We start from the raw sequence: 12,990 nt of genomic DNA on the forward strand, positions 1-12,990 counted from the left end.
CGGAAGTCTTAGCGCTTCGAGAACTGGAAGCTGCGGCGGGCTTTCGCCTTGCCGTACTTCTTGCGCTCGACGACGCGGCTGTCGCGGGTCAGGAAGCCGCCCTTCTTAAGCACGGCGCGCAGCGTCGGCTCATAGTAGGTCAGCGCCTTGGAGATGCCGTGACGCACGGCACCGGCCTGGCCGGAGAGGCCGCCGCCGACGACGGTCGCGACGATGTCATACTGACCGGCGCGGTTGGCCGCGATGATCGGCTGGTTGAGGATCATCTGCAGGACCGGGCGCGCGAAATACTCTGCGAACACCTTGTCGTTGACGACGATCTTACCCGAGCCGGGCTTCACCCAGACACGCGCGATGGCGTTCTTGCGCTTGCCAGTGGCATAGGCGCGGCCCGATCTGTCGAGCTTCTGGACGTGGACGGGGGCGGCCGGCTGCGCGTTGGAATTGCCGGTGGCGGCGCCCAGTTCTGCGAGCGAGGAAAGCTCAGCCATCTTATGCGACCTTCTTGTTCTTGGAATTCAGCTTGGCCACGTCGAGAGTCTCGGGCTGCTGGGCGACATGCGGATGTTCGGCGCCTGCATAGACGCGCAGGTTCTTCATCTGGCGACGGCCAAGCGGGCCGCGCGGCACCATGCGCTCAACGGCCTTTTCGACGACACGCTCGGGGAAACGGCCCTCGAGCAGCTGGCGCGCGGTGCGCTCCTTGATGCCGCCGGGGTGGCCGGTGTGCCAGTAATAGACTTTGTCGGTGAATTTCTTGCCGGTGAACACCACCTTGTCGGCATTGATGACGATGACGTTGTCGCCGTCGTCGACATGCGGGGTGAAGGTCGGCTTGTGCTTGCCGCGAAGATGATTGGCGATGACAGTGGCCAGACGACCAACGACGAGACCTTCGGCGTCGATCAGGATCCACTTCTTCACCACATCCGCAGGCTTCTGCGAAAAGGTTGTCATGTTATCTGCTTTCGGTTCGGACCTTCACCAAGGGAAGGCGTTTCTTGTTGCTTGGATTGGCGGTGAGGCGCTTGCCCGCCGCCAACAATAAAACGGCGGCCCCTTCGGGCCGCTGCTTCGTGTGGGCTTATAGGGGAGGGAAGGGAACGCGTCAAGGCGACCGAAAAGTCCGGGAGAGGATAAAAGTAAGTATAAACAATAGTTTAGATAAAAGGTATTATTTTACCACATTGCCGTCTCGTTTCGGCGGAATCGAGTATGTGCCCGTGGCGTGCGCCACAGTGTGACCTTCCGGCCCTGCGACGACGTCTATATCGAACACCATCAGGCTCTTGCCCAGCTTGAGGATCCGGCAATGGCCGTCGATGGGTCCGGCCTCGGCCTTGCGGACGAAATTGATGTTGAGATTGGTGGTGACGGAGAGCGCATCGGGCCCGGCGTGGGAAAGCACGCACACGTAACCGCCGATGTCGGCCAGCGTGAATAGCGACGGGCCGGACACCGTGCCGCCTGGCCGCAGGTGCCGTTCGCCGGCATTGAGCCGCACGATACAGCCCCCCGGGAACACGTCGAGCGCCTCGTAATATCGGAATTGCTCGTTGAGCTGCGGATAGACGGTGTCCATCAGCGCGTTCACCTGCACGGCATTCAGCAACGGCTTGAGATTGCTTTGGGCTGGCATGACCAGCTCTCCCTTCCTGTGGTCCCGGTCCATCACAAGGCAGCAAGCTCTTGTCCCTTGTGCCAGCATTCTGATGGCAGTGTGTTGGATGAAACGTGATGGCATACTAGATTGCAGTCGTCCAACCATGGTCCGGAATAGCGGAGGAAGCGAGCGTGGCGGAAATCGTTGCCATCAAGCAGGCTGTCGCCGAAGGTCCCGTCACTGTCCGTCTTGAGAAGGGCGTGCTGCGCCTGACGCTCGCCAATCCCCCCGCCAACGCTTTGTCGTTGGCTGTGATGGCGGCGCTGGCGGCGGAACTCGAGCGCGCCAGGACCGACAAGGCCGTCCGCGTCATCATCCTGTCCGCCGCCGGCAAGGTCTTCTGTGCCGGTCACGATCTCAAGGAAATGACCGCGCGCCGCGCCGACCCCGATCGCGGCAGGGCGTTCTTCGAACAGACATTTGCCGCTTGTGCTCAATTGATGCAGGCGATCGTGCGGCATCCGCTTCCGGTGATTGCCGAGGTCGACGGGCTGGCCACCGCCGCCGGCTTGCAACTGGTCGCCAGCTGCGATCTGGCGATCGCCTCGCACGAGGCCACGTTCTGCACGCCCGGCGTCAACATAGGACTGTTTTGTTCGACACCTATGGTGGCGTTGTCGCGAAATGTCTCGCGCAAGCAGGCAATGGAGATGCTCTTGACCGGCGAGACGATCGACGCGGCGACAGCGAAGGACTTCGGCCTGGTCAATCGCGTCGTGCCGCGTGAATACCTGAACCAGATCGTTACCAAATACGCCCAGACGATCGCTTCAAAGTCATCCTCGGTGGTGAAGACCGGCAAAGAGGCCTTTTACGCACAGGCCGAGATGGGGCTGACCGACGCCTATGCCCATACCGGTCGGGTCATGGTCGAGAACATGCTGGCGCGCGATGCGGAGGAGGGGATCGGCGCCTTCATCGGCAAGCGCAAGCCGGAATGGACGGACGAGTAGCCGTGGAACCGCGCATCTCCATCATCACGATAGCCACCGACGATGTCGATCGCGCCGTACGCTTCTACGAGGCGATGGGCCTGACCCGCCATGCCGGCATCACCGATGGCGTTGCCTTCTTCCAGATGGGCGGCGCTATTCTGGGCCTGTTTCCGCGCGCCAGCGCCGAAGAGGATTCCGGTATAGCTTTCGGCAACGCCCCCTCCGCGGTCTATCTCGCCTATAACACGCGCTCCGACGCGGAAGTCGATGAGGTGCTGGCCTTGGCGGAGAAGGCCGGCGGCCGCATTGTCAAGCCGGCCAGCCGGGCCTTCTGGGGCGGCTGGTACGGATACTTCGCCGATGCCGACGGTCACGTCTGGGAAGTGGCGCACAATCCAGCCTTTCCAATCGCGGAAGACGGCACGATTTCACTGCCCGATTGATGGCCTATCGCAAGCGACTGACGCGGCTCAAGGCGCCGTATCTCAAGCGGATCCTGCTCGATCCCGAGCGCGTCGCTGACTGGCAAGACTATCCCTGGAATCTGCCGCTGTTTCGCGGCCGCGCTTTCGAGTTGGAATTCACCACTCCGATCACCATCATCGTCGGTGAGAACGGTACCGGAAAATCTACGCTGCTCGAAGCCATCGGCGCCTTGGCTGGATACGACGAGGCCGGCGGCGGGAAGGGCTATCGGCCCGTGGACCATTCCAGCGCCGTCGACAAAAGCGGCGTCGCTCTTGCCAACGCTTTGCGGGGGCATTGGCTGCCGAAAGTCACCGCCGGCTGGTTCTTTCGCGCCGAATCCTTCTATTCGGTCGCCCGCTATCTCGATCAGGCCGCGCTTGATGTGGGCGGAGCGCCGCCGGACTTCCTGTCCTGGTCGCACGGTGAGGGGTTCATCCGCTTCTTCGAGGAGCGCTGCCGCGGACAAGGCATGTACATCCTCGATGAACCGGAAAGCGCGCTGTCGCCATCGCGCCAGATCGAACTGCTGAAGATGCTGCGGCGCATGGATCAGTCCGGCACCGCGCAGGTGATCATGGCGACGCACTCGCCACTGCTGATGGCTTGCCCCGGAGCGCAATTGTTCCGCATCAGTCGCTTTGGGCTCGAGCCCGCCGACTTCAGAGATACGGACCACTTCCGCATGCTGCGCGATTTCAGCAACGACCCGGATGGTTTTCTCGCCGAGGCGCTGTATGAGGATGAGGCATGAACCACGACAGCTACGACAATGCCTACATCGCCGGCGTCCTCAATTCGGTGAAGACCATCGCCATGGTCGGTGCGTCCGCCAATGACGTGCGCCCGAGTTTCTTTGTGCTGAAATACCTGCTGGCCAAGGGCTTCTCGGTGTTCCCGATCAACCCTGGCCAGGCCGGCAACGAGATCCTCGGCCGGATGACCTATGGGCGGCTCGCTGACGTTCCAGAACCGATCGACATGGTCGATGTCTTTCGCGCCGCTGCGGCGGTACCAGGCATCGTTGACGAGGTGCTAGCGCTCGATCCGCTGCCGAAAGTCATCTGGATGCAGCTTGGCGTACGCAATGACGATGCCGCCGCGCGCGCCGAAGCGGCCGGCATCAAGGTGGTGATGAACCGCTGTCCCAAGATCGAATATGGCAAACTGTCGGGCGAGATCGGCTGGACCGGCGTCAACTCCGGCGTGCTGTCGTCGAAGAAGCCGCTGATGCGCTCTGGCTTCCAGAGCTTCGGTGTGCGCCAGAAATAGGCTGAAGGAATATTATTCCGGGAAGAAGCGGGTTTTCTCCCGCGTTCACCGCGTATCGCTCGCCGAAAGGTATTTTCTTCTTTGCATTCCGGACCGGGCTTCGCCAAGAATGCCCGGCGAATTTTCAGAACTTATCGAGGGAGGTTTCCGTGACCCGTACACCCGGTTTCAACACGCTCGCAGTCCATGCCGGCGCCAAGCCCGATCCGGCAACGGGGGCGCGCGCCACGCCGATCTACCAGACGACCTCCTACGTCTTCGACGACGCGGACCACGCCGCTTCCCTGTTCGGGCTCAAAGCCTTCGGCAACATCTACACCCGCATCATGAATCCGACGCAGGCCGTGCTTGAAGAGCGCGTTGCCGCGCTTGAAGGCGGCACGGCGGCTCTGGCGGTCGCTTCCGGCCATGCCGCGCAGATGCTGGTCTTCCATAATCTGATGCGCCCGGGCGACAATTTCGTTGCCGCCAACAAGCTCTATGGCGGATCGATCAACCAGTTCGGCCATGCCTTCAAGAATTATGGCTGGGAGGTGCGCTGGGCCGACACCAATGACATCTCGACATTCGAAAGCCAGATCGACGACAAGACCAAGGCGATCTTCATCGAGAGTCTCGCGAATCCGGGCGGCACTTTCGTCGACATCGAGAAGATCGGCGATATCGCCCGCAAGCACGGCTTGCCGCTGATTGTCGACAACACGCTGGCATCTCCATACCTGATCCGGCCGATCGAGCATGGCGCCGACATCGTTGTGCACTCACTGACCAAGTTCATCGGCGGCCACGGCAATTCGATCGGTGGCGCCATCGTTGATGGCGGCACGTTCGACTGGTCGAAATCGGGCAAGTATCCGATGCTTTCGGAACCGCGCCCCGAATATGGCGGCCTGGTCCTGCACGAGACCTTTGGCAACTTCGCTTTCGCTATCGCGGCGCGCGTGCTGGGCCTGCGCGATCTCGGCCCGGCCATCTCGCCGTTCAACGCCTTCCTCATCCTGACGGGGCTTGAAACCTTGCCGCTGCGCATGCAGCGCCATTGCGACAACGCGGTGACAGTCGCCGGCTGGCTGTCCAATCATCCCAAGGTCGCCTGGGTCAACTATCCCGGCCTCCCGAGTGACAAGAACAACGCGCTGCAGAAGAAATATTCGCCGCTTGGCGCGGGCGCCGTGTTCACCTTTGGCCTAAAGGGTGGCTACGAGGCAGGCGTCAAGTTCGTCGAGGCGCTGGAGCTGTTCTCGCATCTCGCCAATGTCGGCGATACCAAATCGCTGGTCATCCACCCGGCCTCGACCACGCATCGCCAGCTCTCCGACGAGCAAAAGGTGAAGGCCGGCGCCGGACCGGACACGGTCCGGCTTTCGATCGGCATCGAGGACGTCAACGACATCGTCGCCGACCTCGAGCAGGCGCTTGCCAAGGTCTGATCCATGGCCGCTTTTCTACCGATCGACACCAAGCGCGTCGAACCCGAAACCGGTGCCCCGGCGCCGGATCGCCTGATTTCGGGGGATCCGAAATTCCGCACCTGGAACGTAGAGGAACGCGATGGTGGGCTCTATGCCGGCATCTGGGAAGCGACGCCGGGCAAGTGGCGCATCGTCTACGACGAATGGGAATTCTGCCACATCCTGTCCGGCGTTTCGGTGATTGCCGAAGACGACGGCGAAACCCGCACTGTGCGGGCCGGAGACAGCTTCGTGCTGCGCCCCGGCTTCCACGGCACCTGGGAAGTGCTTGAAACGACAAGCAAGGAGTATGTGATCAAGCTCTGAGCGTCACTTCGCCGGGAACTGGCCGAGGCAAGCGTCCGATGCCTTGTCATGGAGGGTCAGGAGATCGGCATCCTGGGCTTCGAGATCGGCATCGGAAATCTCATTGCGATAATATCGCGCCAGCAGATCGAGCCCCTCCTGGCCGATACCCTGCGTTGGCATCTCGCGGGCAAGGCAGCCGCAAAGGCCAAGCGCCCGATCGGGCGTGCCGATCCTGTGGTTGGTCAGGATGAAATCCTCCGCCGGGCAGGCATCGAGGAAATCCTCGAAATTCAGCTTCTGCTGCGGCTGGTCGCCGTGGTTGAAATAGGCTGTCGACCACTGCGTCTTGCCGCTGGCCACCTCGCACCCGGTGCTGGTATCCGCGGCGTTCTTCTCAAGTGCCTGCCAGGAAGCCTCCTTCTCGCCCGTTGGATATTGGAAGTTCTCGCCCAGCGACGCAGTGTATGTGTCGAGATCGGCCTGGGTAAGACCGATCGCCTGGAAACGGTTGAACTGGCATTGGCATTGAGCGCTCGCCGCGTCGCCCTCGCTGGATTTGCTTGCCTGGCAGGCTGCCACAAATGCGGTGCCGTCAAGGGATGAAGCGGGGAAGGTCGACGCGTCGACATAGCGCGTTCCGTCCCAGCCGATGGTCATCTGGTCGGTCTGGATATCGAGAAAGCCGTTTCGCTTGAAGGCGCCGAGCCCGATCTTGTCCTGCGGCACCAGCCTTGCGCCGGGAATATCGCCCAGAACCTCGTGATAGCTGTCGCCTTCCAGGACGAACAGGAAGTTGCCGCAATGGATGCCATCGCAATTCGGCGTGGGTATAGAGGCGAAGATCTCGGGAAATCCGTCGTGATTGAGGTCGACCTCGACGGCAAAGGATGCCAGTGGCAGCCCCTTCGACCCTGTCTGCCGCTCAAGCAGGGTCGCGGCCATCTTCCGCGCAATGGCCAAGCTGTTTTCCCACGGGATGTTCTCCGGCTGTTGCTGCGCGATCGCCGTGCCCGGCAGCAAGCAAGCCATTGCCAGGGCGAACAATACGCCCCTCGTCGAACACAATCTCATATCGCGCCCCAAGACCCGCGATCGTCAAAAGCCGACAGCGAGCGTTTCCAGCCCATGGAAGTGGTAAGTGTCGCGGAAGTGCGGCTGCTCGGCAAGATGGAGCTTTGGATGTCGCTCGAAAAGCGTTTTCAGCGACACCTGCAATTCGAGCCGGGCGAGCGGCGCCCCGATGCAAAAATGGATGCCGGCGCCGAACGATACGTTCTTCTGGTCAGCGCGGCCGGGCCGGAACACCAGCGGCTCGGCAAAGGCTAGCGGGTCATGGTTGGCCATTCCCAGCAGCAGGCCGACCGTCTCGCCCGGCTGCACGACGACGCCCGGAGTGACTTCTATGGGCTGATAGGCGTAGCGGGTGAACATGTGCAGCGGCGCGTCGAAGCGCAGGCATTCCTCCACTGACGCCGCGGTCGCCTCGGGGGAGGCGAAGAAGCGGCGTGGGTCGCCGCCTTGCGCCAGGATCGAGCGCACGGCATTGCCGGTCTGATGCACCGTCGCCTCATGGCCGGCGTTGAGAAGCAGGATGGCCGAGGAGACCATCTCGTCCTCCGACAATTTCTGCCCACCCTCATGTGCTGAAATCAGCAGCGACAGCAGGTCGTCGGCTGGAGTCTTGCGCCGCTCGGCGATGTGGAAGCGCAGGAAATCGGAAAATGCAGCGGCGGCCCGGTTGGCCGAATCTTCGGTCTCGCGGGTCCGGCCGTGCATGTACATGGCGACCATCCGGTGCGACCAGTCGAGCAGTTGAGGCCCCATCTCGACCGGCACGCCGAGCATTTCTGCAATGATGGTGATCGGCAATGGCGCCGCGTAGGCCGAGAGCAGGTCCACGCCGCCGCCCGGTTCAAAACGGTCGATCAGTTCGTTGGCGAGCGCCTCGACGCGTGGCCGGAGTCGTTCGATTTGGCGCGAAACGAAGGCCCGGGTGACAAGGGTTCGGAGCCTGGTATGGACAGGCGGCTCCAGTTCCAGCATGGAATTGGCTTCGATGGCATCGAACGCGGCCAGATGGGTGCGATCCTGGTCGACCCCGCGTGTGTCGGGGACCCCGGCGGGGTTCTGGCTGCCGAAGCGGCGGTCGCGCAACAGCCGATTGACGTCGTCGAAGCCCCCAAGACACCAGAAGCCGAACTCCTCCCAGAAGAACGCGTTCGATACCCCGTGGAGAAAGCCATAGGCTTCATAGGGGTTTTGGAAGAAAGCAGGTCTATGCGGGTCGAGCCGCAGGCGACGAGTGGCTGGATCAAAAGCCAGGTAAGGCAGCGTCGAATTGGTCATCCCAAACCCATAGCGCGGCTTGCCAGCCCGTTTCCAGCCCGTATGTTGGCGCCGGCGGCCGGCTGTCGGCAGCTCAACGGACGAGCCGATCAATGCGGCTCCGGAAGGTCTGATGTATGAATGTGATCGTTGTCGGCGCGGGTATCGCCGGGCTGTCCACAGCTTGGTCCCTGGTCAAGGCCGGACACAGCGTATCGATCGTCGAGCAGGGGCCGATCCCCAATCCGCTCGCCGCTTCTGGTGATCATCATCGCATCATCCGCCGCGCGTATCCTGCGCGGAGCGGCTATGGGAGGTTGATCACCGAAGCCTACGAAGCCTGGGACGAGATGTGGGACGATCTCGGCGAGAACCATCTCGATGCCAGGGGTTTCCTATGTGTCTCGCGCGAGCCTGGCGACGAGGCCGAAATCTATCGCGAGGGCCTCGAACAGGGGAACTTCCCATTCGAACTGGTGGAGCCTGACGCGGCCGTCGAACGCTGGCCTTTCCTTGAATCCGGCTCTTTCCGCTATGCCTATTTCTCACCCGAAGGCGGCGCCCTGCATTGCCGCAAGATCGCCGCTGGCCTGACGAAATGGCTGAGCGCGAATGGCGCCAATGTCTACGACCACACCAAGGTCACGACGATCGACGCGGATGCCGGCCACATCGTGCTGGAAAGCGGCGAGACGATGCAGGCCGACCGCATCGTCGTCGCCGCGGGCGCCTGGGTGCTCAAACTTTTCCCCGAGCTCGACGGTGAACTGAAGACCTATCGAACCGCGCTTGCCTATGTCGAACCTCCGGCCGACCTCAAGGCGACGTGGGAAGCGGCCCCCGTCGTCCTCGACGTCGGCGGTACTGTCGACGGCTATGTGGTCCCACCCTCCGGCGGCGCCGGCATGAAATTCGGATCCGGCCTGCACAAGGTGCCGACCAGCAATGCCGACTGGAACCGGGACCCGGTGACGGGGGAGGGCGAGGCGATCCGCAACCTGTTTTCGCCGCCGATCGCCCGCATAGGGGAGTATGGACTGACGGAGGTGGTCACCTGCGCCTACACCTTCACCGACGACGAGAAATTCATGGCCCATGAGAACGGCAAATGCCTGGTCGTCTCGGCCTGCTCGGGCCATGGCTACAAATTCGGCGCCGCTGTCGGTAGGCGGGTCGCGGCTTGCGTCGACGATGGCGACGTCCCGGGGTTGAAAGCCTGGCTGCGGGCGGAGGTGGCTTGAACGGGCTAGGTGGAATGGCATCGATAGCTTGACGATTGAGCTGGCCGGCGTCCGGCTAACCCCGGCAATGCCTCGCAATATGCACGCGCCGCCAGCCGGATGAGCCTTCCCTGACCACCACGCGGCGCCCGACGGTCTGATAGGAAGCGGGGACATCGATGATGCGCCTTTGTTCGGGCCGCACCAGCACCTCCTCGGCGATCTTGTCGTACTGCGGCGGGATGACGACGCGCCGCGTGCGCGCCGGCTCGACCACCACGGTTTGAGCGACGCGGCCATACCGTGCCTTATGCCAGACCTTGCACAGCACGCGGCGGCCGTGGATGAGCCGCCATTCCCAGCTAAAGCCGCCATCGAGCCGGACCGTATGGTAGACGGTGCGTGTGACGGCTGGGACGATCTCGTAGGTCACCTGGGCAGGGACTGTCATCACCACCCGTTCGCGCGTGCCGTAGATGGCGGGGACGTAATCGACCTGCTGGCCTGGCGGGCTTACCAGCACGTCCTCATAGACCGTGTCGTAGACAGCTGGCGTGCTGACGGGTTCGTAGCATTCGACGGCCCGTCCGCCGGCCGCGGTCTGCGAAACTGTGCCCAGGATAGTCATCCCGGCAACGCTGAAGGATGCGATTTTCCTGAACATGACTTTCTCCGCTGAACGGCACAATCAACGCTCAACGTCGAATTGTAGGCAAAGGGGCGGCGGGCGAAAGCGAATTCGCCACACTTCGTTAAGCGATGCGGTTAAGGAATTGCTACGAACAGCCCCGTCGTAACCGACCCGCAAAGCGCAGGCGGCGAATTCCACGGCCGTAACCTTGATTCGACTTACCCAGATGGCTAGGACGGGGCGGCCTTGCACATGGATGAGCCGGCATCCTATTTACGGGATAACGATCCAGAACCGATTCTGCCGATTGCCGACCTTCCGGGCCTCGGCATCCCACCGCGAGAAGAGATAACCCATGAAGAACCCCGTCGAAACCTACATGAACCTCGTTCCGATGGTGGTCGAACAGACCAATCGCGGCGAGCGGGCCTACGACATTTTCTCTCGTCTCCTCAAGGAGCGCATCATTTTCATCACCGGTCCGGTCGAGGACGGCATGGCGACTCTGGTCTGCGCGCAGCTTCTCTTCCTTGAGGCCGAGAATCCGAAGAAGGAAATCAACCTCTATATCAATTCACCCGGCGGCGTCGTCACCTCCGGCATGGCGATCTACGACACGATGCAGTTCATCAAACCGGCCGTGGCCACGCTCTGCATCGGGCAGGCGGCGTCCATGGGCTCGCTGCTTCTGACCGCCGGCCACAAGGACATGCGTTTTGCCACGCCGAACGCCCGCATTATGGTTCACCAGCCTTCCGGCGGGTTCCAGGGCCAGGCTTCCGACATCGAGCGCCATGCCCAGGACATCATCAAGCTGAAGCGCCGCCTGAACGAGGTCTACGTCAAGCACACCGGCAAGAGCTATGAGGATATCGAGAAGACGCTCGACCGCGATCATTTCATGACCGCCGATGAAGCCAAGGATTTTGGCCTCATCGACAAGGTCATTTCGTCGCGTGACGCTGCCGAAGGGGCACTGTCGTAAGGGTTGTTGACGGTTGAGTGACCGGCATCAAACGCTTTTGGCGAGGCTTGCGGCATTTCGGCCACAATTGGCTGTTCCCTCGGCGAACTGGATTGCCTACGTTAAGGCTCTGTTGAGTTTCGGCGGCTTAGCTTTGCTGGGTTGTCGCGAATCATTGCCACGTTTTCTGATTTGTGTTTCGTACGGAATGCGTTGCGGGAGCCGGGGCACTGGCGGCGGCGAATTCCTGCGATAGATAGAGTATGCGCCCTTTCAGCCAGACCATCGGCGGGCGGCCATGAAAGGACATGAAGATGAGCAAGGTCGGCAACAACAGCGGTGATTCCAAGAACACGCTTTACTGCTCGTTCTGCGGCAAGAGCCAGCACGAAGTCCGCAAGCTGATCGCCGGTCCGACGGTCTTCATCTGCGATGAGTGCGTCGAGCTCTGCATGGACATCATCCGCGAGGAGAACAAGACTTCGATGGTGAAGTCGCGCGAGGGCGTGCCGACACCGCAGGAGATCCTCAAGGTTCTCGACGACTATGTCATCGGCCAGCCCTACGCCAAGCGCGTCCTTTCGGTGGCCGTGCACAATCACTACAAGCGCCTCGCGCATGCCGGCAAGAACAACGATGTCGAGCTGGCGAAGTCGAACATCCTGCTGATCGGTCCGACCGGCTGCGGCAAGACGCTGCTCGCGCAGACTCTGGCCCGCATCATCGACGTGCCGTTCACCATGGCTGACGCGACCACCCTGACAGAAGCCGGTTATGTCGGCGAGGATGTCGAGAACATCATCCTGAAGCTGCTTCAGTCGGCGGACTACAATGTCGAGCGCGCCCAGCGCGGCATCGTCTATATCGACGAGATCGACAAGATTTCGCGCAAGTCCGACAATCCGTCGATCACTCGCGACGTCTCGGGCGAGGGCGTGCAGCAGGCGCTGCTGAAGATCATGGAAGGCACCGTTGCTTCCGTGCCGCCGCAGGGCGGCCGCAAGCATCCGCAGCAGGAGTTCCTGCAGGTCGACACCGCCAACATCCTGTTCATCTGCGGTGGCGCCTTCGCCGGCCTCGACAAGATCATCTCGGATCGCGGCAGGAAGACCTCGATCGGCTTCGGCGCCATCGTGGCCTCGCCCGAGGATCGCCGCACGGGCGATGTCTTCCGCCTGGTCGAGCCCGAGGATCTGCTGAAGTTCGGCCTCATTCCGGAGTTCGTCGGCCGTCTGCCCGTCCTGGCGACGCTGGAGGACCTCGACGAGCCGGCGCTGATCCAGATCCTGACCGAGCCGAAGAACGCCTTGGTCAAGCAGTATCAGCGGCTGTTCGAGATGGAGAATGTCGACCTGACCTTCCACGAGAACGCACTCTCGGCGATCGCCAAGCGCGCTATCGAGCGCAAGACCGGCGCGCGCGGACTGCGCTCGATCATGGAAGCGATCCTGCTTGATACGATGTTCGAACTGCCGGCGCTCGAAGGCGTGCGCGAGGTGGTGATTTCGGAGGAAGTGGTGACCGGCAGCGCCCGGCCGCTCTACATCTATTCCGAACAGAAGGAAAAGAAGGGCAATGTCAGCGCCTGACATGAGCCCGCAACGGAAATATGAAACGGCGCCGCAAGGCGCCGTTTTACTGTCGAGCGGTGTTTTGTGGGCCGGCGCGACTTGGCCGTCGCAAATCTGTCACGCGCGGGCAAGTTGGGCAGGCGGATTTGGCCTTGCCCCTTGATCTTTGTGGGTAGGGCATCCA

At 62.0% G+C, this 12,990-nt stretch carries 15 protein-coding genes; 9 read left to right on the plus strand and 6 right to left on the minus strand.

The genetic code is table 11. The features are described from left to right. Positions 1–8: 8 nt before the first annotated feature. The 3 genes from rpsI to LB513_RS13375 all read right to left on the minus strand — a co-directional run bounded on the left by rpsI (position 9) and on the right by LB513_RS13375 (position 1,639). Complete coding sequence (gene rpsI, locus LB513_RS13365; RefSeq protein ID WP_224663987.1) at positions 9–491, minus strand: 30S ribosomal protein S9; 483 nt, start codon at positions 489–491, stop codon at positions 9–11. 1 nt (position 492) lies between these two features. Beyond that, complete coding sequence (gene rplM / locus LB513_RS13370) at positions 493–957, minus strand: 50S ribosomal protein L13 (protein WP_140706841.1); 465 nt, start codon at positions 955–957, stop codon at positions 493–495. Positions 958–1,174: 217 nt separating this feature from the next. After that, positions 1,175–1,639, minus strand: a complete 465-nt coding sequence (locus LB513_RS13375) for a PaaI family thioesterase (RefSeq protein WP_224663988.1) — start codon at positions 1,637–1,639, stop codon at positions 1,175–1,177. A 155-nt stretch (positions 1,640–1,794) separates the two neighbouring features. Here LB513_RS13375 and LB513_RS13380 point away from each other — a divergent pair, with 155 nt between their 5' ends. The 6 genes from LB513_RS13380 to LB513_RS13405 all read left to right on the plus strand — a co-directional run bounded on the left by LB513_RS13380 (position 1,795) and on the right by LB513_RS13405 (position 6,113). Continuing rightward, positions 1,795–2,616 (plus strand): enoyl-CoA hydratase, encoded by an 822-nt coding sequence (locus LB513_RS13380; RefSeq protein WP_224663989.1) that lies wholly within the window; start codon positions 1,795–1,797, stop codon positions 2,614–2,616. Positions 2,617–2,618: 2 nt separating this feature from the next. After that, positions 2,619–3,041 (plus strand): VOC family protein, encoded by a 423-nt coding sequence (locus LB513_RS13385; protein ID WP_224663990.1) that lies wholly within the window; start codon positions 2,619–2,621, stop codon positions 3,039–3,041. Further along, entirely contained in the window at positions 3,041–3,817 is a 777-nt protein-coding gene (locus LB513_RS13390) for an AAA family ATPase (RefSeq protein ID WP_224663991.1), read from the plus strand. The genes LB513_RS13385 and LB513_RS13390 overlap by 1 nt, the downstream gene beginning before the upstream one ends. Beyond that, the gene (locus LB513_RS13395) at positions 3,814–4,335 is read left to right on the plus strand and encodes a CoA-binding protein (RefSeq protein WP_224663992.1); all 522 of its coding nucleotides are present in this window, start codon (positions 3,814–3,816) and stop codon (positions 4,333–4,335) included. Before LB513_RS13390 ends, LB513_RS13395 begins: the two co-directional genes overlap by 4 nt. 149 nt (positions 4,336–4,484) lie before the next feature. Further along, positions 4,485–5,765 (plus strand): O-acetylhomoserine aminocarboxypropyltransferase, encoded by a 1,281-nt coding sequence (locus LB513_RS13400; RefSeq protein WP_224663993.1) that lies wholly within the window; start codon positions 4,485–4,487, stop codon positions 5,763–5,765. Positions 5,766–5,768: 3 nt separating this feature from the next. Further along, positions 5,769–6,113 (plus strand): cupin domain-containing protein, encoded by a 345-nt coding sequence (locus LB513_RS13405; RefSeq protein WP_224663994.1) that lies wholly within the window; start codon positions 5,769–5,771, stop codon positions 6,111–6,113. Between the two features lie 3 nt (positions 6,114–6,116). Here LB513_RS13405 and LB513_RS13410 read toward each other — a convergent pair whose 3' ends face one another. Then, positions 6,117–7,055: a hypothetical protein gene (locus LB513_RS13410; protein WP_224663995.1), complete on the minus strand. Its 939-nt coding sequence runs from the start codon at positions 7,053–7,055 to the stop codon at positions 6,117–6,119. A gap of 135 nt (positions 7,056–7,190) precedes the next feature. Continuing rightward, a complete protein-coding gene (locus LB513_RS13415; protein ID WP_224663996.1) occupies positions 7,191–8,441 on the minus strand; it encodes a cytochrome P450 in 1,251 nt (416 codons plus the stop codon). Positions 8,442–8,557: 116 nt separating this feature from the next. On the opposite strand from LB513_RS13415, the gene LB513_RS13420 reads away from it, so the two are divergent. After that, complete coding sequence (locus tag LB513_RS13420) at positions 8,558–9,661, plus strand: NAD(P)/FAD-dependent oxidoreductase (protein ID WP_224663997.1); 1,104 nt, start codon at positions 8,558–8,560, stop codon at positions 9,659–9,661. Positions 9,662–9,716: 55 nt separating this feature from the next. On the opposite strand, the gene LB513_RS13425 is transcribed toward LB513_RS13420, so the two are convergent. Beyond that, positions 9,717–10,304 carry a hypothetical protein gene (locus LB513_RS13425; protein WP_224663998.1) on the minus strand — a complete coding sequence of 196 codons (588 nt, stop codon included), beginning with the start codon at positions 10,302–10,304 and terminating at the stop codon, positions 9,717–9,719. A gap of 322 nt (positions 10,305–10,626) precedes the next feature. Between LB513_RS13425 and clpP the strand changes: the two genes are divergently transcribed. Together clpP and clpX are read left to right on the plus strand one after the other, a co-directional pair. After that, on the plus strand, positions 10,627–11,256 hold the full coding sequence (gene clpP / locus LB513_RS13430; RefSeq protein WP_224663999.1) for an ATP-dependent Clp endopeptidase proteolytic subunit ClpP: 630 nt from the start codon (positions 10,627–10,629) through the stop codon (positions 11,254–11,256). Positions 11,257–11,549: 293 nt separating this feature from the next. Continuing rightward, positions 11,550–12,824 carry an ATP-dependent Clp protease ATP-binding subunit ClpX gene (gene clpX, locus LB513_RS13435; RefSeq protein ID WP_023759839.1) on the plus strand — a complete coding sequence of 425 codons (1,275 nt, stop codon included), beginning with the start codon at positions 11,550–11,552 and terminating at the stop codon, positions 12,822–12,824. The last annotated feature ends 166 nt before the right edge of the window (positions 12,825–12,990 follow it).

The sequence above is a fragment of the Mesorhizobium sp. ES1-1 genome (assembly GCF_020164785.1).
Lineage (GTDB): Bacteria > Pseudomonadota > Alphaproteobacteria > Rhizobiales > Rhizobiaceae > Mesorhizobium.

Bases quoted from the DNA above. Each gene is read 5' to 3' on its own strand.
- LB513_RS13425 (WP_224663998.1), bottom strand. From the start codon at position 10,304: ATGTTCAGGAAAATCGCATCCTTCAGCGTTGCCGGGATGACTATCCTG.
- rplM (WP_140706841.1), bottom strand. From the start codon at position 957: ATGACAACCTTTTCGCAGAAGCCTGCGGATGTGGTGAAGAAGTGGATC.
- LB513_RS13395 (WP_224663992.1), top strand. From the start codon at position 3,814: ATGAACCACGACAGCTACGACAATGCCTACATCGCCGGCGTCCTCAAT.
- LB513_RS13420 (WP_224663997.1), top strand. From the start codon at position 8,558: ATGAATGTGATCGTTGTCGGCGCGGGTATCGCCGGGCTGTCCACAGCT.
- clpP (WP_224663999.1), top strand. From the start codon at position 10,627: ATGAAGAACCCCGTCGAAACCTACATGAACCTCGTTCCGATGGTGGTC.
- LB513_RS13375 (WP_224663988.1), bottom strand. From the start codon at position 1,639: ATGCCAGCCCAAAGCAATCTCAAGCCGTTGCTGAATGCCGTGCAGGTG.
- LB513_RS13415 (WP_224663996.1), bottom strand. From the start codon at position 8,441: ATGACCAATTCGACGCTGCCTTACCTGGCTTTTGATCCAGCCACTCGT.
- clpX (WP_023759839.1), top strand. From the start codon at position 11,550: ATGAGCAAGGTCGGCAACAACAGCGGTGATTCCAAGAACACGCTTTAC.
- LB513_RS13390 (WP_224663991.1), top strand. From the start codon at position 3,041: ATGGCCTATCGCAAGCGACTGACGCGGCTCAAGGCGCCGTATCTCAAG.
- LB513_RS13405 (WP_224663994.1), top strand. From the start codon at position 5,769: ATGGCCGCTTTTCTACCGATCGACACCAAGCGCGTCGAACCCGAAACC.
- rpsI (WP_224663987.1), bottom strand. From the start codon at position 491: ATGGCTGAGCTTTCCTCGCTCGCAGAACTGGGCGCCGCCACCGGCAAT.